The sequence below is a fragment of the Marinomonas polaris DSM 16579 genome (assembly GCF_900129155.1).
In the GTDB taxonomy this organism is placed as follows: Bacteria; Pseudomonadota; Gammaproteobacteria; order Pseudomonadales; family Marinomonadaceae; genus Marinomonas; species Marinomonas polaris.
Genome location: NZ_FQVF01000022.1, coordinates 33,443 through 54,120, shown reverse-complemented (window position 1 = coordinate 54,120; position 20,678 = coordinate 33,443). Strand labels below are relative to the sequence as shown.

General features: G+C 42.1%; 23 protein-coding genes. 16 read left to right on the top strand and 7 right to left on the bottom strand.

All coding sequences use genetic code 11. The features are described 5' to 3' along the window. Positions 1-77 precede the first annotated feature (77 nt). A complete protein-coding gene (locus tag BUA59_RS19790; protein ID WP_072841489.1) occupies positions 78-803 on the top strand; it encodes a DUF2971 domain-containing protein in 726 nt (241 codons plus the stop codon). Positions 804-1,212: 409 nt separating this feature from the next. Then, on the top strand, positions 1,213-1,458 hold the full coding sequence (locus BUA59_RS19780) for a DUF6429 family protein (RefSeq protein ID WP_072841435.1): 246 nt from the start codon (positions 1,213-1,215) through the stop codon (positions 1,456-1,458). A 63-nt stretch (positions 1,459-1,521) separates the two neighbouring features. On the opposite strand, the gene BUA59_RS19775 is transcribed toward BUA59_RS19780, so the two are convergent. Continuing rightward, positions 1,522-1,959: a DUF3010 family protein gene (locus tag BUA59_RS19775; RefSeq protein ID WP_072841433.1), complete on the bottom strand. Its 438-nt coding sequence runs from the start codon at positions 1,957-1,959 to the stop codon at positions 1,522-1,524. Positions 1,960-2,277: 318 nt separating this feature from the next. On the opposite strand from BUA59_RS19775, the gene BUA59_RS19770 reads away from it, so the two are divergent. Continuing rightward, complete coding sequence (locus BUA59_RS19770; RefSeq protein WP_072841431.1) at positions 2,278-3,510, top strand: pyridoxal-phosphate-dependent aminotransferase family protein; 1,233 nt, start codon at positions 2,278-2,280, stop codon at positions 3,508-3,510. Positions 3,511-3,594: 84 nt separating this feature from the next. Here the strand turns inward: BUA59_RS19770 and yddG are convergent, their stop codons facing one another. Then, on the bottom strand, positions 3,595-4,524 hold the full coding sequence (yddG, locus tag BUA59_RS19765; RefSeq protein ID WP_072841430.1) for an aromatic amino acid exporter YddG: 930 nt from the start codon (positions 4,522-4,524) through the stop codon (positions 3,595-3,597). A 256-nt stretch (positions 4,525-4,780) separates the two neighbouring features. Between yddG and BUA59_RS19760 the strand changes: the two genes are divergently transcribed. The 6 genes from BUA59_RS19760 to BUA59_RS19735 all read left to right on the top strand — a co-directional run bounded on the left by BUA59_RS19760 (position 4,781) and on the right by BUA59_RS19735 (position 11,105). Further along, positions 4,781-5,773 carry a Bug family tripartite tricarboxylate transporter substrate binding protein gene (locus BUA59_RS19760; protein WP_072841429.1) on the top strand — a complete coding sequence of 331 codons (993 nt, stop codon included), beginning with the start codon at positions 4,781-4,783 and terminating at the stop codon, positions 5,771-5,773. 99 nt (positions 5,774-5,872) lie between these two features. Then, the gene (locus BUA59_RS19755) at positions 5,873-6,313 is read left to right on the top strand and encodes a tripartite tricarboxylate transporter TctB family protein (protein WP_072841427.1); all 441 of its coding nucleotides are present in this window, start codon (positions 5,873-5,875) and stop codon (positions 6,311-6,313) included. A 1-nt stretch (position 6,314) separates the two neighbouring features. Beyond that, positions 6,315-7,835 (top strand): tripartite tricarboxylate transporter permease, encoded by a 1,521-nt coding sequence (locus BUA59_RS19750; RefSeq protein ID WP_072841425.1) that lies wholly within the window; start codon positions 6,315-6,317, stop codon positions 7,833-7,835. Positions 7,836-7,934: 99 nt separating this feature from the next. Continuing rightward, positions 7,935-8,618: a response regulator transcription factor gene (locus BUA59_RS19745; protein WP_072841423.1), complete on the top strand. Its 684-nt coding sequence runs from the start codon at positions 7,935-7,937 to the stop codon at positions 8,616-8,618. Then, a complete protein-coding gene (locus BUA59_RS19740) occupies positions 8,581-10,044 on the top strand; it encodes a sensor histidine kinase (RefSeq protein ID WP_072841421.1) in 1,464 nt (487 codons plus the stop codon). The genes BUA59_RS19745 and BUA59_RS19740 overlap by 38 nt, the downstream gene beginning before the upstream one ends. Further along, positions 10,041-11,105 (top strand): ABC transporter substrate-binding protein, encoded by a 1,065-nt coding sequence (locus BUA59_RS19735; RefSeq protein ID WP_072841419.1) that lies wholly within the window; start codon positions 10,041-10,043, stop codon positions 11,103-11,105. Before BUA59_RS19740 ends, BUA59_RS19735 begins: the two co-directional genes overlap by 4 nt. Before the next feature lie 36 nt (positions 11,106-11,141). On the opposite strand, the gene BUA59_RS19730 is transcribed toward BUA59_RS19735, so the two are convergent. Both BUA59_RS19730 and BUA59_RS19725 read right to left on the bottom strand, forming a co-directional pair. After that, positions 11,142-11,738 (bottom strand): YrbL family protein, encoded by a 597-nt coding sequence (locus BUA59_RS19730; RefSeq protein ID WP_072841417.1) that lies wholly within the window; start codon positions 11,736-11,738, stop codon positions 11,142-11,144. A 228-nt stretch (positions 11,739-11,966) separates the two neighbouring features. Then, a complete protein-coding gene (locus BUA59_RS19725) occupies positions 11,967-12,698 on the bottom strand; it encodes a helix-turn-helix domain-containing protein (RefSeq protein ID WP_072841415.1) in 732 nt (243 codons plus the stop codon). Between the two features lie 149 nt (positions 12,699-12,847). Here BUA59_RS19725 and BUA59_RS19720 point away from each other — a divergent pair, with 149 nt between their 5' ends. From BUA59_RS19720 to BUA59_RS19690, 7 genes are all read left to right on the top strand, one after another. Further along, positions 12,848-13,480, top strand: coding sequence for a methylamine utilization protein (locus BUA59_RS19720; RefSeq protein ID WP_072841413.1), 633 nt, complete (start codon positions 12,848-12,850; stop codon positions 13,478-13,480). Between the two features lie 28 nt (positions 13,481-13,508). After that, on the top strand, positions 13,509-14,375 hold the full coding sequence (locus BUA59_RS19715; RefSeq protein WP_072841411.1) for a DUF3034 family protein: 867 nt from the start codon (positions 13,509-13,511) through the stop codon (positions 14,373-14,375). Continuing rightward, positions 14,369-14,800, top strand: a complete 432-nt coding sequence (locus BUA59_RS19710) for a group I truncated hemoglobin (RefSeq protein ID WP_084122577.1) — start codon at positions 14,369-14,371, stop codon at positions 14,798-14,800. Before BUA59_RS19715 ends, BUA59_RS19710 begins: the two co-directional genes overlap by 7 nt. 181 nt (positions 14,801-14,981) lie before the next feature. After that, on the top strand, positions 14,982-15,968 hold the full coding sequence (locus tag BUA59_RS19705; protein WP_072841409.1) for a permease: 987 nt from the start codon (positions 14,982-14,984) through the stop codon (positions 15,966-15,968). A 27-nt stretch (positions 15,969-15,995) separates the two neighbouring features. Next, complete coding sequence (locus tag BUA59_RS19700; RefSeq protein WP_072841407.1) at positions 15,996-16,226, top strand: thioredoxin family protein; 231 nt, start codon at positions 15,996-15,998, stop codon at positions 16,224-16,226. A gap of 168 nt (positions 16,227-16,394) precedes the next feature. Then, positions 16,395-16,793 carry a VOC family protein gene (locus BUA59_RS19695; RefSeq protein ID WP_072841405.1) on the top strand — a complete coding sequence of 133 codons (399 nt, stop codon included), beginning with the start codon at positions 16,395-16,397 and terminating at the stop codon, positions 16,791-16,793. 123 nt (positions 16,794-16,916) lie between these two features. Then, on the top strand, positions 16,917-17,258 hold the full coding sequence (locus BUA59_RS19690) for a carboxymuconolactone decarboxylase family protein (RefSeq protein WP_012069515.1): 342 nt from the start codon (positions 16,917-16,919) through the stop codon (positions 17,256-17,258). Between the two features lie 45 nt (positions 17,259-17,303). Here BUA59_RS19690 and BUA59_RS19685 read toward each other — a convergent pair whose 3' ends face one another. From BUA59_RS19685 to BUA59_RS19675, 3 genes are all read right to left on the bottom strand, one after another. Further along, entirely contained in the window at positions 17,304-18,641 is a 1,338-nt protein-coding gene (locus tag BUA59_RS19685; protein ID WP_072841403.1) for a TRAP transporter large permease, read from the bottom strand. Then, positions 18,634-19,191: a TRAP transporter small permease subunit gene (locus BUA59_RS19680; RefSeq protein ID WP_072841401.1), complete on the bottom strand. Its 558-nt coding sequence runs from the start codon at positions 19,189-19,191 to the stop codon at positions 18,634-18,636. Before BUA59_RS19680 ends, BUA59_RS19685 begins: the two co-directional genes overlap by 8 nt. Before the next feature lie 90 nt (positions 19,192-19,281). Next, complete coding sequence (locus BUA59_RS19675) at positions 19,282-20,316, bottom strand: TRAP transporter substrate-binding protein (RefSeq protein WP_072841399.1); 1,035 nt, start codon at positions 20,314-20,316, stop codon at positions 19,282-19,284. Between the last annotated feature and the right edge of the window lie 362 nt (positions 20,317-20,678).

Here is a 20,678-nt window from a genome sequence, read left to right as displayed (position 1 = left end):
GTCACGTAAGGCGGACGCGTGAGACGCGCCGCTTCGTTTTCGCGTTATAGCGACTAAGTATGAGTGCGGAGTCCAGAATGTATTTATTTATCGGTGATGGGCTTAGTGAGAATGTCAAAGTATGTAGATATTTTTCATTCGAGGCTTTCATAAACCTAATTGAAACCCAAATGCTTACTTTTACAAAGGTTTCGAACTGGGAAGATCCTTGGGAAAATGAGTTATCTCGTTATAAGTTAAAAACGAAGGATGGGCTGGAAGATCCCCAATATGGAGCTGATAGGTATTTCTTTGGCCAGTGCTGGACTCAAAAAATTGAATCTGACGCTATGTGGAGGATTTACTCTCCAAATTTATCTGGTGTAAAAATACAAACCAAGATAGGAAAGTTAAATTCTATCTTAAATGCGAGAGCTCTAGGTGTTGAGAAGGTTGTTTACTTTTCACACTGGAAAGAAATGTTCGATCTATTAAGTGATGATAAAAGTCGCTACCAAACAGTCAAGTACAAAAGAGATTCATTCTCACACGAAGAAGAGGTCAGGTTTATTGTTCATCCTCAAGACATCCTTGATGGAAATGACTATCACGAGAGAAGTCATATCAACTTGCCAATAGATATAGCAGAATTTATTGAGGCAATAGAAATCGACCCTCGTGCCCCTCTCTGGATAGAAAATATGTTGAAAACCTACGCAGGTAGAGCAATTCCTAGAGTAAGTGTTACTAAGTCGGCTTTGTATCAACCAAATACAGAATTCCAGGTTGTTCGAGAATATGTTCCAGTTGATCCGCAGCTATAACAAAGCCAGCCAGAGGGATGCCAAAACCGCCGCTTCGCTTTTGTCACCCTTGCTTGCGGCGTTATAGATCATCAAAGATGGCAGAGGCTGTGGAACAACAGCTTGATATTGGCGATTCATATTGCTAAAAAAGCAGGAGATCGAATTTAGGGTCACTAAATTAACAAAGCTGCTTACTACGTGTACCACCTGTTTGGCCCTTTCCTGAATCTCTATAATGACCATTTACCAAGCCACCCACGCCTGAAAACTAGTTATATCAATGTATTGTTTTGCATTTACCGCTAATCATTCAATATGAAGCTACTAATCGTATGTTTAAATGATGAGTCATTGCTCAGATAAGGTGCTTGAAGGGCGTGTTCAGTTAGCATAGTGTTTTAGCACTCTATTTAATAAGGAGAACACTGTGGATATAGATGAAGACAAAATCGATGATGCAGCGCTCGCTCTTTTTTACCTTACTTTGCATGATGATTTGGGACATGCATGGAAACAGGTTGATTGGTGTATAACCAATAGATTGCATGAGAAAGGTTATATTCATAATCCAGTTGGCAAATCTAAATCGGTGATATTGACCGAGGAGGGGCTGGCGAAATCAGAGGCGTTGTTTAAAGCGCTTTTCACTAAGGCCGATGAAAGTGGAAAATAATTCAGGCACAAAAAAACGGACATCATCCATGACGTCCGTTTTTTTATTGCGATATCTAACTACTTACACTTCAGGAATGTGTTCTGAAAGTGCAGCATAAGCCACGGTGAACGCGCCTTCTTGGAATGCACGCAAGCCTGTTGCTTTGAATGGAATCGGCATTGGGTTGTGTTGCAAGATGTCTTTGGTTTTTGCGCCGCTGAACAAATCGACTTCAACCGTATTAATCAATTGGATAGCCGCTTCAATTTTAAAACCTACCGCGCCGCCAGCGAATTTGCCTTTTGTTGGGCGTTCACGAATAACGGCTCTTTTCACTTTGTAATCTTCAAACAATTTTTTCAGCATGAACTGAAATTTACGTACGCTTTCGCTGTCGTTTGGGTTGTTAAGTGTGTGTCGAGTTTGGCGACAATCGGCGATTTGAAACAATCCGTCTTGTTTAGACAGAAGGCAAAGAATCACTTCGCTGCCTTTAATTTCGATACCACAAGTAATCATAACGAGGTCCTGAATAGGGAATTTCGCGCATTATCGCACAGTTAATAGGTATTTCGCAGAGTAAAAAATACTGCTTGTTGAAATGGAAACCAGTCAGATCTAAGGCGAAAGTGAAAGCTTGTGGTTTATTACACTCTTTTCATTTTGCTGTCTCTCATTTCTTAAAGGGATATTGTACTATTTCAAAATATTATTTTGTTAAAATGCAAATCACGATATTTTCTACTGTAAAAGTGTAAATATATGCTTTTTACCCTAGAGATGTTTTTTTCAACATTGACCACTTTTTTTAATTATAACTAACATAGGCTGCATAAAATGACTGCTTCATCGCCAATGGGCATTCCTCGTCCCCAGGTGAAATCTTTAGACGAAATTCTTCCTCACGAACCTTTGTTAATGATGGGAGCGGGCCCTGTTCCTATTCCTGAGCGTGTCGCCAAGGCCAATTCTGTGGTGATTAACCACCTTGGTAGTGTGATGGCGCAGGTTATTGGGCAAGTTAAAACAATGGCGCGTTATGTGTTTCAAACAGAGTCTAAATGGGTACTTGGCGTAGCAGGGCCAGCGTCAGCCGCAATGGAAATGGCAGTGGCCAATTTGTTGCAACCGGGCGAGCGTATTTTATGTATTAACAATGGCTTCTTTAGTCATCGTATGGCGGAAATGGCGACGCGTATTGGCGCCGATGTTCATGAGTTGCACGTTGGAGTTCATGAAGCGGCGAATCCAGAGCGTGTTCGTAAAGCCATCGAAGAAACACGTCCAAAAGTATTAACGCTGGTGCAAGGTGAAACATCGAATACTGTGTTTAACCATTCATTAGAGGAAATCACCAAGATCGCTAAATCTTATGGTTGTTTGGTGGTTGTAGATGCAGTTTGTACGTTAAGTACTATGCCGCTGAAGATGGATGCGTGGCAAGTAGACGTAGTTATCACAGGTGGGCAAAAAGGCTTGTCATCTATTCCGGGTGTATCGCTTTTGGTGTTTTCTAATGAAGCATGGGCGGCAGTTAAGAGTCGTACCAAGCCAACGGCTCAATGGTGTTTTGATGCACAGTTAGCTGAGAATTTTTGGCACAACGATGGTTATCATTATACGGCGCCTGTTTCAGGCATCATGGCGTTACATGAAGCATTGAAATTGGTGTGTGATGAGACATTAGAAAATCGTTTTGCTCGTCATCTACGTTGTTCTAAAGCGTTGCAAGCGGGCATTGAAGGAATGGGATTAGAGTTATTTATTCCGCCAGCGTCGCGTTTAAACTCTGTGGTTGGTATTAATATTCCTGAAGGTCTAACAGCAGGGCAGATTTGCCGACATATTTCGGAAATGTACAGAGTTGAGATTGCTGGTTCATTTGGCCAACCAATCGTTCGTATTGGTCAAATGGGCGAGCAGTGCCGTGAGCACAACTTGTTCCGTACCTTGCATGCCTTTGGCAGCACTATGCGTGACTTGGGTGTGAAAGTTGATCAGCCAAACGGTATGGCTGAAATGGAATCGTACCTGCAAAGTGTGCCACGCACGCTTTATCAAGTGGCTTAAAGACTAAAATGAAGTAAGGCGCTTTTTTGTTGAAGCGCCTTACTTTTTAAATGAAGTTTTAAACTAGATGTTTTTTATATTGAATTAAATGCCTTCTGCTTCATAAGCTGAGGGCATTTTTTTATTCGGCATTAAGCTGGCAAACAGCGCCCCAGCGGTAATTAATAGGCAAGCGATGATTTGCCCTGTGGTTAATTGAGCATCGGTAAAAAGCCCAAGCCAAGCAGTCGATAGGGCAGGTGCTGTGTAAGACAACACACCAAGCAATGATAGATTGCCTTTTTTTACGCCAAAGTCCCAACAGAAAAATGCGATGCCAACAGGCCCAAATCCAAGCCCTAAAATTGCAATCCAAGTGCTTGCGGGAAAGTCTAGCGAAAGTTTCCCATTTTCGGCTTCGATCATAATATGTGAAGCGCCCGCTAATAGTGCGGTGACTAGGCAATACCAAAGTACCGCGCTAGAAGGAACGGTTTGGAAGCGTCGATTCGCTACCGAATAGCTTGACCAAATAAACGCGCAGGCAAATGCCGCGGCGTAACCTGTCCAATTATAATTCGTATTTGTTTCTATCAAGCTTGCCGATTCCCTCGCTTGCAGCATGATACCTGTGCCGATAAAAGCAATAACAGCGCCCACCAAATGTGTCCATGACAGAGAGTTTCCCTTGGTCATGCCTGCCATTAAGACAATCAACAAAGGCCAGAGATAAGCGATAAGTCCCGCTTCCACTGGTGGTGCATGCTGAAACGCATAAAAGTAGCAGAAGTGATAGAAATAAAATCCAAGCCCACCCATGGCAATGGCGCTAGTCGGTGTTTTTGACCACGACGACTTTAGTTCGCCTTTGATTAAATAAACGATAAAAAACAATAAACTTGCTACACCAAAAGTAACTGTGAGCAACAAGAGTGGTGGCACGAGGTTGGCTTGAGTGGTAAAAAGCGCAAGGCTACTCCAGAGCAGAATAGCGATACTTCCAATGAGTGTGGCTTGTGGAGAATGTGCTGTCATCTTGTCGTTTCCTAAATCCTGATCTAGTCTGATTAAACAAGATTTTATCTTGGTTAAGGCTTAATGACATTGTCAAAAATGCGTGACTTGCCTTGTCAAAAATACGTTTTTTATCGCAAATAAGTAAGAAATATTGATCTATGACAGGGTGGTGACAGGTTTGAGAGGTAAGGTTTGTTTACTCAAGTCAATTGAAATACCTATTTTAAGAGCTTGATTAGCTAACAACAAAAAAAATAACAAGCAGGAGATAACCATGCTTAATACCATTTCTTTGAAGTCTGTTCTAATTTCAAGTGCAGTAGCACTAACCATGGCTGGACAGGCTTACGCCTTCGAACCAGCTCGCAGTGGTGAATGTATTGCCCCAGCGAACCCAGGTGGTGGATGGGACTTTACTTGCCGTAGCGTTGGTAAAGTATTAGTTGATCAAGGTTACTTTAAAGGTAACGTTCAGACAGTTAACATGACGGGTGCTGGTGGCGGTGTAGCTTTTGCTCATACGATTAGTAAACGTGATACAGACGAAAACCTTATTGTTGCTGCTAGTACAGCTACAACAACACGCCTTGCTCAAGGCCAATTCCCAGGCATGAATGCTGACCAAGTTAAATGGGTTGGTACATTAGGTGCTGACTACGGCATTATCGCTGTTGGTAAAGATTCCAAATATACTTCTTTGACTCAGGTTCTTGATGCGCTTAAGAAAGACCCAAGTGCGGTTAAATTCGCTGGTGGTAGTGCATCTGGTGGTTGGGATCATTTAAAAGTATTGATGACTGCGCAAAAAGCAAACGTTGAGAACTTGCCAAAAGTTCGTTACCTAGCATACAGCGGTGGTTCTGAAGCTTTGGTTCAAGTTGTGGGCGGTCACGTAGATGCATTCACTGGTGACATCTCTGAAGTGAAAGGTTTCATGGATTCTGGTGACTTACGCGTTCTAGCAGTTCTTTCTGAAGAACGTTTACCAGCGCCATATGACTCTATTCCTACAGCAATGGAGCAGGGTATTGATTCTGTCGCTCCAAACTGGCGCGGATTTTACGTACCAGGTAATGCAAGTGCAGAATCTTACGATTGGTGGGTAAAAACCATGGATGAGTTGTACACAACTCAAGAATGGAAAGACGTCATGACTAAAAATGGTTTGATGCCATTCCACAAGTCTGGTGCTGACTTTACTCAATTCGTAAAAAACCAAACTCTAGACATTAAAATCTTATCGCAAGACATCGGTCTAATTAAATAACCTCAGACCGCTTTTTGGAGGGGGCATCTGTTCTGATACAGTGCTCCTCCTGTTTTCGACTATTTTTCACCCTTTGATTTATTAACATGGAGCAGAGACATGCGTATTAACGATCGTGTGTTTGGCATGCTAATGCTTATTCTTGCCGTAGGTTACGGCTGGGAAGCAACGCAATTCCCCATTCCTTTTGGCGGACAGGAAAGTGTCGGTCCTGAAACTTTTCCTATCATGCTAGCCATCATTTTAGGTATTAGTTCGATTTATATGATTGTTCGTCCTGACCAAGACGAGAAATGGGCGCCAGCGGCCATGTTGATTGAGCTTAGTGTTGTGGTTCTTTCTATGCTTGCTTTTGCATGGGCAATTGAACCGATTGGTTTTATGCCTGCTGCGGCATTGGTTGTGAGCTTTTTAAGTTGGCGTATGGGGGCAAGCATTGCTAAGAGTATTATCACTGGTGTGACAAGCTCTGTAGTTATCTTTTTCCTTTTCAATAATGTGCTTGAATTAGCACTGCCTCTAGGTCTATTGGAGTTTTAATATGGATACTATGAGCTTATTAATGCAAGGCTTTGCGGTTGCGTTAACGCCTGAAAGTATTATGTTTGCGGTTATTGGTGCCATTTTGGGTACCTTGATTGGCGCATTACCGGGTCTTGGCCCTGCAAATGGTGTTGCTATCTTGATTCCATTGGCGTTTAGCTTAGGTTTGTCGCCAACCTCTTCTCTTATCTTGTTAACGTCTGTTTATGCGGGTGCCATGTACGGCGGTCGTATTTCGTCTATCCTGTTGAACATTCCAGGTGACGAGCCAGCTATGATGACCTGTTTAGATGGTTATCCAATGGCGCTAAAAGGCAAAGCAGCTGAAGCCTTGGCTATCTCTGCAATTGCCTCTTTTATCGGTAGCTTTATTGCGACAATCGGTCTGGTTATTCTTGCGCCAATCTTAGCGAAATTCGCACTGAGATTTGGTCCATCTGAATACTTTGCATTGTTCGCTTTAGCCTTTGCGACCTTGGGTGGTATTACTGGTAAAAACCAGTTTAAAACCATGATGGCAGCGGCGATAGGTTTAATGATTGCTACGGTTGGTATCGATATTTCAACTGGCGTGCAGCGTTTTACCTTTAATACACTTGAATTGTTCGAAGGTGTTGATTTCATTATCGCAATCGTTGGTTTGTTTGCGATCAGTGAATTGTTGTTCTTCTTAGAGCGTCACGCTGGTGATGGCTTAAAACAAGTTGCGATTAACAAGCTGAAACTATCAGCAAAAGACATTATCAAAGTGCTTCCTGCTTCTTTCCGTGGCGCGGTACTTGGTTTCATTGCTGGTGTATTACCAGGTGCGGGTGCTTCTTTGGGTAGCTTTATTAGTTACACTTTGGAAAAACGCGTATCGGATAAAGGCGAATTTGGTAAAGGTGATCCTCGTGGTGTTGCGGCTCCTGAAGCCGGTAATAACGGCGCGGCATCCGGTGCACTTGTGCCAATGTTAACTCTTGGTGTTCCAGGTAGTGGTACAACAGCTGTGTTATTAGCGATGTTGATTTCTTTAAACATCTCTCCTGGTCCAATGTTATTCCAACAAAATGCGGATCTTGTTTGGGGTGTCATTGCGGCGATGTTTGTTGGTAACTTTGTATTGTTACTGCTAAACATTCCAATGGTAGGCATCTTCGTTAAGTTGTTGAGCATTCCACCTAAATATTTGATGCCGGTTGTTACCTTGATCGCGTCTGTAGGTATTTATTCCGTTAGCCATAGTGCATTGGACTTGTACTTTATGATTGGCTTCGGTGTATTGGGTTATATCTTCCGTAAAATTGATATTCCACTAGTACCGATTATTTTGGGTATGTTGCTTGGGCCAGAAATGGAGAAGAGTCTTCGTCATGCATTAGTACTATCTGATGGTGATTGGACGGTGCTTTTCAATAGCGGTTTGAGTATTGGTTTGTGGACTGTTGCGATACTAGGTTTGATTCTACCTATGATTGTAGGCCCGATTGTTCGCGCTAAAATGTCTAAATCAAAAGAAGCTGTTAAAGACGTTTAAGCCCTGTAATACTAGAGGCTCTGTAATAACAAAATTCGAGTAGCGTATGTTGCTCGAATTTTGTTGTTTTTATAATAAAAAACACAATGGCTAATGGTTATGCGAATTCTGGTGGTAGAGGATACTCAGGTCTTAGGGCAAGCGATCTGTGAACGATTAACAAGCCTAGGGCATGGCGTTGATTTAATCGGGGATGGTAAACGTGCGGATGAGTTATTGAAGTATCAGTCTGTAGATTTGATATTGCTAGATCTTAATTTGCCCGGCTTATCTGGATTACAATTGCTACAGAAACTGCGCCAGCGCGATGACGACACGCCAGTGTTAATTTTAACCGCTCGGGATCAGATAGAAGATCGTATACGATTGCTCGATGCCGGAGCCGATGATTATTTAACGAAACCATTCGATTTTGGTGAGCTAGAAGCTCGTTGTAGGGCTTTATTGCGCCGCAAACAGGGCTACGCTACCAATGTTACAGAACACGGTAATATAGTGGTAAACCGCGACAGTCGTCAGGTATTTATTGATGGCGAACTCACAGTTATCACCAATCGAGAGTTTCGCTTGCTGGAAATATTCCTTGGCCATTTAGGCCGCGTATTAAGTAAAGACGAAATTACCGACCATTTATTTAACTTCAATGAAACACCGGGTCCTAACGCGATTGAGCTGTATGTAGGGCGTTTAAGGAAGAAAATGGGTCAGGGTGATTTAGTCATTAGTACCCTAAGAGGAATTGGTTATGTGGCAGAAATCGCCAAACCATCGAGCTCTCAGTGAAGATGAGGAAAAGAAGGCCTTAGAAAACGCGCCATCGCTGCGTTTTCGCTTTATTCTCGCGGGTGTTTTGGTTATCGGGATTATCGCTGGTTTAGCGATTAATCTGATTTTTGATTATAGTCAAAAGCTCGCCGATTTATCCTACGACCGTTTATTGCGAAGTGCTTTACTGCAAATGGACGAAAACGTCGGCTTGATGCGTAATGAAGTCAGCATCGATATTCCATGGTCTGCATTTGCCACTTTGGCGCAAGCGGAAGAAGATCGTGTTTTTTATAAAGTTGAGAGCTTGGAACAAGGTTTTATTACCGGTTACCAAGATCTAGATAGCCAGCCACCTCAACCTCCTGTTTTAGATCAAATACAATTTTATAACCAAGAGTATTCTGGTGAAATGGTGCGCTTTGCCTGGGTGCAGCGCCATATTACCGACCCAGAAACAGCGCAAACTGTTCGTATTATTTTAGGTCAGACTCGATTATCAAGAGAAGAAATGGCATCTGCGGTGACACAAAAAGCGGTCGAAGTAGTGGTGTTTATTGCCTTGGTCGCTATAACCTTAATTATCATTGGTAGTCATCTTGTCTTAAGGCCTTTGCATCGGATTGAGCGAGCGTTAGAAGAGCGCGCCATGGGTGACCTCACACCAATTGATATAAATACGCCAAAGGAAACTCACCATCTAAAAGTTGCCATCAACCATTTTATGGAGCGACTACAGAGCAACCTTGAACAGTTGGAAAATTATACGGCGGATGCTGCTCATCAGTTGCGTACACCATTGGCGAGTCTGAGGGCGCTGGCAGAAAATGCACGAGATAACACCTCACCAGAAAGGCAGCATCAGGCCTTGGAAAACATCGTTAAACAATGCGATACCTTAAGCCAAACAGTAACCTTGTTGCTTAATCAAGCGGTCGTTTCTCATCGCTTACAGACGCACCGATTGGAGCCGATTGATTTGCTAGCGCCCATTACCGCATCTTGTCGGGAGCAGGCTGTAGCAGCGCTTCATCAAGGGGTTCTGCTTTCTCTTGATTGTGACTTAAAAGAAACGATGATTTTAGGCGATGCCTTTTCTATTCAGCAAATGATGCAAAATCTCATTGAAAACGCGGTTCGTTATAGCCGAGCAGATGTGGAGCGCGGCACAGAAATTATTGTTCAGGTAAGCGAGTTTGAACGCTTCTATCGTATTAAGGTGATTGATTATGGCGTTGGTATTCCTGATATAGAAAAAGAGCGTGTGTTCGAACGTTTCTATCGTGGGCGTTATGACATTGCTGGTAGTGGTGTTGGTCTGGCGATGGTGAAAGACATTGTGGATCACCATTCGGCAAGGATTCAAATATTGGATACAGAGCCAAAAGGCACAACCTTTCAAGTTGATTTTGCCAAGCTTAGATTTAATGAGGATACGGTATGAAACAGGTTTTTTTCTGGCTTGCTGTAGTTGTTAGTTTGAATACGACAAAGCTGTGGGCGACTGAGCCAGTCTGGTTTGGTAATGAAAATGCGCAACGTATTTTAATCATTAATTCTGCTATGGATTTAGCGTCGTTTGAACCTATTTTGAAAAAATTTGTTGAACTACACCCTGATGTTCGTGTGGCCTATCGTGATGTGAATACACTTGAACTGTATTATCTCACTATCAAGGAGCAAAAAAAGCCAGAGGCCAGCTTGGTCATTAGCAGCGCCATGGACCTACATCTTAAATTAGTAAACGATGGTTATGCGCAAACCTATCAGTCGAGTTTCACTGATCGTTTGCCTAGTAACTTCAAATGGCGAAATCAGCTTTTTGCGTTTTCCCTTGAACCGATTGTTATGCTGGTGAATAAAAAAGCCTTTCCCGGTGATTTACCTGAAGATCGCCAGTCATTGTTGCAAACCATTCGTCAAAATGAAAAAGCGATGACCAAACGGATTGGCACTTATGATATTCGTCAAAGTGGCGTTGGTTATTTATTGGCAAGCCAAGATGCACGCCAAGCCGATGTGACATGGGGGCGTTTGTTAGAAGCTTTTGGCAGTCATGATGTGCAAACCTATTGTTGTACTCATGACATTATTGACGATGTTGCTTCAGGTAAGTTGGTGCTGGGTTATAACTTGCTGGGTTCTTATGCATCACAAAGAGCCCAAGAAGATGATAGATTGAAAATGATACTACCGAAAGATTATACGCTCATGTTAATGCGTGCGGCTTTAATTCCTAAAGGTGCGCCAAACGTAGAAGATGCGGGTATCTTTCTAGATTTTTTGTTGTCAGATCAGGCGCAAAAAATGATGCAAACCCAAGGTTTGTTGTTCCCAATTCAGCCTGATATGAATAATCCAAATGATCCTTACGTAGTAAATGCGCCTGGACCAACTGGCATCATCGAATTAGATCAGCAATTATTGGTAGGACGTGATTATGCCAAGCAAAAGCGTTTTATTCGTAACTGGGAAATGGCGTTAGAAATTAGCGAAGAAGACTAATAAAAAACGCCAGTAAGGAGGGGGGGATTAACACCTTCATGCTAGTTCTAAATCTACTTCTAATGTTTTCCAACTTTTTTTGAGTTTTCTACGGGCGAAAGATTTTATATTACTCATTAAGAACAGCTTTATTCCGTAACGTCTTGTGCCTAAGCCATCAATTATCTTAGGTGTATAGCCATGGTCTGTTTTCTTTAAAAGGATCTGATCTTTTGTTACATCACCAAGTAAAATGGCGTTCTGGTATAGGTCTTCAAAAACTGTTTTTAAGATTTTTTTCGCCTCACTTAATGAAATGGCATTATTTTTCATTAATGTGTAAAGAGACTCACTAGAGCATCCATCACTGTCTAAAATTTTTTCGAACACTAACCCTTTCCCTAGATTCGTGTTTATTTCCCCATAGTATTCAGAAATGAAAGGTGACAAATTGTTTCGTTTTTTTAGCTTGGTGTAATAGTACTTCTCAATCTTGTTTTGACTGCGATGCTTTGTTCTTATTACTTTTACACAAGTATTTTTATTCAAAGGGTTGGTGAAGCAAGATCTTTCATTTCCTTGGCCGATAAGATCCTGTTCTTTTAGAAACACTTTAGTATCTTTTGTTGAGAGTTCACTGGTATTTGAAGACATTAAATAACCCCTTAAATAGGATGGGAAACCTTAAGGGGGATATTAGAGTTTTTTATATTTTTTTCACTTTTTTGACGTCGCAAAACAGTCACTTCACTTTTCTTTTGCCTTTTTTTACTTTTTTTTCATATTTTTTTCTAGATATCAAATTTAGTAATATAAGGTGTTCTATATGTGGCAACGAAGGCTGAAAATGGCTCTTGTATGGTATTTTTTATGTAGATCTAGTTATGTTTTTCTAGAAGTGTGATTGGTTCTATAGTTACCTGGTGTTATGAGATAGTACTTAGAAAATAAGCGAACAAGGGCGCTGGCATCACTCACTCCCACTTTCTGCGCGATATACTCTAAGCTTTTATTGGTCGATCTTAACCACATTTTCGCCTCAGTTAAGCGGCGTTGTTGTAGGTATTGCTTCGGTGTCATTTTTAGGTGTCGTTTGAACAAGACAGTTAGCTGGCTTGGACTTAAATGTACATCGCAAGCTAACTCAGCCAAGCTCCAATGCTCCTGAAAATTATGGTCCAGTCGATGTTTGGCTTTGGCTAGACGAGTGTCGCTTTGCAGTATTTTGGTTTGTGGGATAGGGAGTAAATGTTCTAGTAAATTTAATGCTTGTTGAGTTTTAAGTGGATTATGAGATTCACCAATTAGGCTAGATAGAAATGGCAAATACGCCTTAGTTTGTGCATTAAGCTCAACAAAATTGTTTTTGCTTTCGATCTGGCTGTCCCAAACGGGAAGCGAATTAAGGATCAGGCAGTGGTTATTTTCTCTTGCCAAATGGGTATGGGTTTGATTTGAAGAAATCATGCAAGCCTGTCCAAATTGAACTGCTTGCTGGCGATTTTCTACGTCCAATATCAGATGACCAGAAAGCGGAAGTACAATTTGAGTGTGCGAATGCGAATGGGCGTTAGCGGTATCTTTATAGGAAATGACTTCTATGAGGTCTCGCATTTGTTTGATTCCTTATTTCCTACTCTAATTTTTATGTGAGTTACAGAAAGTATAATGATCTGTCTTCAATTAGCTGTAATTATATTCTTTGTCAATATATTTAAAAGTAAGCGGCCTGATCAAAAGCCAATTAATTAAAAGGAAATTATATGCGTCATTTGTTTGCTCTACTGTTTTGTTTAACCCTACCAAGTGCGTGGGCTGAAATGACATTGACCGTTTTTGACCAAGATAACCTTCCTGTCTCTGATGCGGTTGTTATGGTGTCAAACAATGCAGTAAGAACACCTAATACTGTGGCTGTAATGGATCAGATTGATGAGTCTTTTGTGCCCCGTGTATTAGTGGTGCAAAAAGGTCAGTACGTTAGCTTTCCTAATAGTGATGATATTCGGCATCACGTTTACAGTTTTTCTCAGCCAAAAACGTTCGAGATTAAACTTTATAAAGGCACAGAAGTTGCCCCCATCTTGTTCGATAAGGCCGGACTTGTTGTTCTTGGCTGTAACATACATGACGATATGATTGGTTACATTATCGTTGCTGATAATACCTTTGCGCTAAAAACAGACCAAGACGGTAAAGTACGGATACCAGCTAAAAGTGGCGATACAGTATCTTTGTGGAGTGAGCGATTTATTGAGGGTGTGAACGCTGTAAAGAAAATCGCTATCACAAGCAATATAGAGCAAAGTATCTCGCTGGAGCTTTTGCCTCCTATTGGGATGATGGATCACAGTAATATGGATAAAGGATTTGGTAAAAAGAAATGGTCAAAGTGATCCAAATTAAATGCGCGGCAGGAATCTAATGAATAAAAACATGATCAAGATATTAGCTGTCAGCAGCTTTGTGTTATCAGCTTCGTCTGTTATGGCAGCCGATGGCAAAATTCTGGCGACAGCAGGGCTTTCACAAGTAGAAGGCAGTGGCGGTGGTGGGCTTGTGCCATGGGCGACTTTGGCAGGCTACGACAGTCGCGACGAAACGGCTGCGTCATTTTTTATCACAGACGTAAATGTCAGTGATTATCGCTTGTCCTCCATCGGTGTGGCGACCAGCTTCTACGACAGGGTCGAGCTAAGTTACGCTCAGCAGACGTTTGATTTGCCTGTTGATCTGGTGAAAGCGTTAAGCGTAGGAGACATAAAACAAGATATCTTTGGTGTGAAAGTTCGCTTATATGGCGATGCAGTGTATTCCGCCTATCCTCAAGTCAGTGTTGGTTTACAGTATAAGCAATTAGACAGTGATACGGTTGCTGCGTATCTTGGGGCAAAAGACGACAGTGGAACTGATTTTTATGTTGCTGCGACTAAAGTGCATTTAGGTGCGGTTGCGGGTTACAACCTTGTATGGAACTTAACTGCTCGTGCTACCAAAGCCAATGAAATGGGCTTGTTAGGCTACGGTGGGCCAGACAACAACGATTACCAAGTGATGATGGAAGGCAGTGTTGGTTTGCTACTATCTCCTAACTGGGTAGTGGGTATGGAATATCGTCAGAAACCGAGCAATCTGTCTAGTGTAGAAGAAGATGATTGGAAAGATGTCTTTGTCAGTTATATGCCGAACAAGAATGTTAATTTTACTGCGGCTTATGTCGACTTAGGCACAGTTGCCACCAAGAAAAATCAAACAGGCATTTATTTATCCATGACGGGGTACTTATGGTAAACCTAGTAAAAGCATCATTCATTGCATTTAGCGTATTTTTGGTTGCCTGTGCAGCGCTAAGTAAAGCGCCGAAAAGCTTATATGACGAAATTGGTGGCAAGCCAACGGTCGAAGCTATTACCGATAACTTTATTGACGAAATTAGCTTTAATAAAGACATTTATCGCTATTTTGAAAAAACCAATATCACTCGCTTCCGTGAAAAATTCATCGAGCATCTTTGTGTGAATACCGGTGGCCCATGTACTTACACTGGCGACACCATGTTGAAAGTACACCAAGGTCAAAAAATCAATGAAACCGACTTCAATACCACCGTCGATTTATTGGTTAATGCTATGAAAAAAGCAGGTTTAACCTATCCGCAGCAGAATCAGGTGCTAAAAGTGCTCGCACCGATGCGTGGGGAGATGCTTTACAAGTAAATCGTCTCAAGAAAGTGAATTATTAAAAGCATCTATTCGAAAGCGACCTTAGGGTTGCTTTTTTATTTGATCTCGGTCAGCTAATGGCAAAGCATTCATAGTCTTGTCGTGAGCATCGGAGTAGGGTGAAAGGTAACCTTTGTGAATTCACTATAAGGTAACGTCAAATAAGAGAAATACGATGCTGGCTATTTTCACTGATTTAGCAGATTGGCTTACCTTCATATTATTTGGCTTATCCCCGAATTCGAAACTTGGTGATGCGGTACATTTCTTCATTGAAGACACGACCAAGATTTTTTTCCTCTTGGTCATCATGATCTACTTTATTGCGCTGTTACGTGCGTCTCTCAATATTGAAAGAGTTCGAGATTATCTCGCTAGAAAAAACCGTTTTATTGGCTATTTAACTGGATCTGTTTTCGGCGCTATCACACCATTTTGTTCTTGCTCAAGCATTCCTGTATTTCTTGGTTTTACCTCTGCGGGCATTCCTGTCGGCATTACCATGTCGTTTCTACTGACCTCACCGTTGATTAACGAAGTTGCTGTTTTGTTACTGCTCAGTTTGGTTGGTTGGCAAATCACCTTGATGTACGTTTTGGTTGGCATGGCGGTTGGTATCTTGGGTGGCGTATTTCTTGATCTCATCCGAGCTGAAAAAATGCTACAGCCTTTTGCCCTAAAAGCGTACCAATCGGCAACACCTGTCGCTGATTCAGATGGTGATTCTAGTGCAAAACCAACGCTGTCTTTTCGTGAACGACATGACTTTGCTAAGAATGAGCTGTGGGATATTTTCTCACGAGTGTGGAAATGGGTTTTTATTGGTGTTGGTCTTGGTGCAGCGTTGCACGGTTATGTACCTGTATCTTGGCTAGAAGGTAACCTTGGCGACGGCCAATGGTGGTCTGTGCCTTTGGCTGTATTGTTTGGTATTCCGCTTTATTCAAATGCAACGGGCGTGATTCCTATTATGGAAAGCTTGATAACCAAAGGTCTGCCAATCGGTACCACCATGGCGTTTTGCATGAGTACCGTCGCGGCCAGCTTCCCAGAATTTATTTTGCTTAAACAAGTGATGACATGGAAATTGCTTGCCATCATTTTGGCGATGTTGCTTTTCTCCTTCACTTTAGTGGGTTGGATTCTGAATCTTGTTAACTGAAGCGCTAATTAAAAAAGGAACAATCAAATGAAACAAGTCAAAGTACTGGGTAGTGGTTGTAGCAAATGTGTGAAAACTGCTGAGCTTATTAAAGCTATCGCCGCTGAAAACGAAGTGTCAGTGAATGTAGAGAAAGAAACCAGCGCCGAAGTTATCATGAGTTATGGTGTAATGAGTACGCCTGCCGTGGTGATAGACGATGTTGTTGTGCATTATGGCTCGATTCCTGATAAGAAAAAAATACAAAGCTGGTTCTAATCGCGAATTGATTCACATACTGAATATAGCGTGACGATTATGGATTTTCATAAAAGTCTTGTAGTAGGCTCATTGGCTAGTCAAGGAAGGCGTGTTGCGTGGTGAATCCGATTTCTCCTGAATTTCTTGACGCTAAACTTTAAACTAACCAAGAATCTGGAGTATCTCATGATCCCAAAGACAGCAAAAATGCGTGTCGCAAGACCAACTGACAACCTAGCTAAAATCACCGACATGTATGTTAATGGCCTAGGTTTCAAACTGCTCGGTAGCTTCGAAGGTCATAATGGCTTCGATGGCTCTATCGTCGGTCATGAGCAGCATAACTATCACTTAGAATTTACCCATCATAAAGGCGCAACCGTCGGTAAAGCGCCGACGCAAGATAACCTACTCATCTTCTATTTTACCGACACGCAAGTATGGGAAGAATGCTGTGAAAAGATGCAAGCAGCAGACTTTGTTCATGTGCCATCCTACAACGATTATTGGGACGACGTCGGCAAAACTTTTGAAGACGTAGACGGTTATCGAGTGGTATTGCAAAACCGCGAGTGGACGGCTTAATTACGATAGAGTCGGTGCCTTTTATCTTGCCGTAGGTCAGTCTTTATTCAACAAATACTATCTTCTTTTTATCTCTGGCCTTAAATTAGGGTTATCTAATGTTAAATCTAATTAAGGTGAACCATGAAAAGCTACAAAGAAATTAACAAAGACCAAAATGCCTTTGCGCGCGAATATCGTAAATCTTCTCCTGAGATATTGGATGGATTTATGGCCATGCACAAAGCTGCTATGGAAGAGGGCGCGCTGGCAGTTAAAGTAAAAGAAATGATGGCATTAAGTATTGGTATTGCTTCACGTTGTGACGGTTGTATTGCTTCTCATGCAAAAGCCGCACTTCGCGCTGGCGCTACTCGGGAAGAATTGATCGAAACCATCAACGTTGCACTCATGATGGGCGGTGGTCCTGCAGTTATTTACGGTACACAAGCGCTGGCTGCAGTGGATGAGTTTTTGGCTGACTGATCAGAAAAGACAACCTTCCTCGTGATGCAGGAAGGTTGTGAATGCTTAGTTCGGTAGCCAAGTAACCAATGACGGGTAAAGAGCAACGATGGCAAGTGTCAGTAATTGCAGTAGTACGAAAGGGATTGCGCCCTTGTATATCTCTGCCATGCTGATGTCACTTGCTGCGCTTCTTATGTAGAACAACGCCATGCCAACGGGCGGTGTTAAAAAGGAAGTTTGCAGACATAACGCCATAAGAATCGCGACCCAAACAGGATCGAAGCCAAAACCTACTAAAATTGGCATCACCAGAGGTGCGACGATTAAGACGATTTCCATCCAGTCTAAGAAAAAGCCTAATAAAAAGATGATTAGAATCACACAGAACAACACGCCTTCTGGGCTGAGTGGCAAAGCATGAAGGGCGTTTTCAATCACTTCATCACCACCGTAACCGCGTAAGACCACAGAAAAACAGGATGCACCAAAGATCAAGGCGTATAAGAAAGCGACAGATCGGCCTGTTTGATAACAGACAAAACGCAAGTCGTGCCATTTTAATCGGCCTGAACTCCAGGCTAAAAAGGTTGCGCCAGCAGCGCCAATTCCAGAAGCTTCCGTAGGTGAAGCGATACCCGCAATGATGGAACCCAATACAGCCAAAACTAAGACCAGCGGTGCGAACAGAGCTTTAGAAATATCTCGAATAATCTCGAATTTGCTTACGCCACTTTCTTCATCGAAGGCGACTTTTGGCATGGTAGAAGGTTTAATCAGGGCATAAATAAAGATAAAAAGTACGAAGCTGGTGGCCAGTAATAATCCCGGTATGATTGCGCCCATAAAAAGGTCGCCAACAGGAATACGTAATTGATCGCCCATCACTACCAGCATGATAGAAGGTGGAACAAGAATGCCAAGGCAACCTGTTGCTCCAACTGTACCTGCGCTGATCCATTTCGCGTAACCCGCTTTAAACATAGTTGGAAGTGCAATGGTGGAAAGCAGTACGACTGATGCACCAATAATGCCAGTAGATGCTGCAAGCACAACACCTATTAGAACCACTGCGATTGCCAATCCACCTGGTGTTTTACCTAAAACGCGACGCATTGCTTCAATTAAACGTTCGGCAATACCAGAGCGATCAAGCATGTATCCCATAAAGATAAACATCGACATAGGGATTAGTGAGTAGCTGGAAATGGTTGAAAACGTCCTATTGGCGACAAAACCTATGGTGCGCAATTCTGCTACGTCATAGATATCAAATGACACAAGGATACTGCCCAACGTGGCAAATAATACGCCGACGCCGCCTAAAACAAAGGCAACAGGAAAACCTGAAAATAGAATAAGCATAAAGGTAGAAAATAGTAAAAAAACAAATAACTCATTCATGATGCGATCCCTTTTCCGCAGGAGTCGATGAGGCGGAGACAGCGTTGGGTTGAATTAAAAAAGCAATATTGCGGAAAAAAATCGCAACACCTTGCAGTGCTAAAAGGCTCAAGCCGAGAGCCATAACACCCTTGATGATATAGCGAGCGGGCAATCCAGAAGGCATTGGGGAGCCTTCACGTAATGACCAAGAATAAGTGGTGATTTCCCATGCGTGCCATGAAACGAGAATGGTATAAGGGAAAAACAAAAATAAGATACCAAGAATCTCGACCCATGCACGACGTTTAGGGCTGAATCTATTGTGAAAAATATCAACACGAATGTGTTCATCCGCTTGGTAGGTATAGGCTAAGCAGGACATAACAACGATGGCATTTAGGTGCCATTGAACTTCTTCTAGTTCCACCAAGCCGATATTGAAAACGTAGCGCAATATCACGTTTATCAAGATGGTGAGGATTAAAATGGGCAGAATAAGTGAGCCAGCTTTGCCGACAGCAACGGAAAAAGCTCCGATTTTGTCAGCAATGGAGTTTATGGTGTACATCAAAATAGCTCCGATTGTGTAAGGCGGATTAGTAGACGTTAAAGAATAAAACTGAGAAAGACGTCATGTATCTCTCGGTTTTATTTGAAGTTAATTGCCTTTATATTCAGTCCACAGAGACACTTTTTCACGGTAGCTATTGAGAGAATCTAGAGTGCGTTTGAAGTCAGCATCTTTATTCGCTTCTTCATTCATTACTTCGTCTGTGCCTTTTTTAAATGCAGCGAGAACGGCAGGAGGGAAGGCTTTAATTTGAGTGCCAGCTGCTTTAAATTTATTAATGGCATCGGCATTGGCTATCGTGGTGGAAGAGATTGTCCATAGTTGAGTTTCACGACAAGTGTCTTCGATCAAGCCTTGTTGTGCTGCGCTCATAGAGTCCCATTTGCGTTTGTTGATGATTAGCTCATTGATTGCAGCAGGTTGGTGCCAGCCAGGTAGGTAGTAATATTTAGCTACTTTTTCGAAGCCCATAGCAGCGTCAATCGCAGGCATAGAGAACTCGGTTCCATCTATGACACCACGTTCTAGGTTAGGGTAAATATCGCCACCACCAAGAAGAACCACCGATGCGCCGGCTTTTTTCATGACTTCGCCAGCAAGTCCTGCGAAGCGGATTTTTTTACCTTTCAAATCATCAGTACTATTGATTTCAAAGTTGTACCAGCCTCCAGCTTCCGCATCCATTAGACCGCATGGAACTGTTACAACGCCTTGCTTGGCATAGATGTCACGCCAAATTGCTAAACCGCCGCCGTTATAGATCCAATCTAAATACTCTAGTGCTGATGGGCCAAATGGAACGCCACCAAACAGCTGTAAAGCTGGGAATCGTCCAGCAACGTACAGAGGCGATGTATAGCCTGCGTCTAGGGTTCCTTGCTGAACGGCGTCAAATATTTCTAGTGGTGGGACCAATTTTCCAGCAGAGTAGAGTTTTACTTTAATGTCTTCTGAAGTTGTTTTGATCCTGTCAGCTAAGTGCTGGGCGCTCTGTCCACTGGCGGGTAGGGTAAGTGGCCAAGCGCTTTGGATGTCTAGACGAACCGAGGAAGCGGTTGCTCCCATGGATCCAATAATGGCTATTGATGAGAAAAACGCAGTAACTAATGGCTTGTAAGGCATTGGGGGTATCCTCGTAGATGCTCACTATCTAGAAATAGTTTGAGCTGCATTTAGCGGTTTGATCCGCGATAATTTTTATTTGAACTTTAATTTGATTCTCTTGTGAGAGTCATAATGCATTTTTATAGAAACACATTTTTAATTGAATGTTCAAGTAAATATTCATGCATTCAAGTATTGTGCCAAACCATATTTTGTTAATTATGTGGGCTTTTTTGAGTTTGAATTAGTATTTGTTGATGGTTTAAAAACATAAATATATGAATAAAATCTTTATATTTCAGTTGGTTGTATTTTTTTTTGGTGTTCTATAATTAATCTAAGATCGTAAGTAAGGATATATTTCTTGAGAGTGGGTTTTT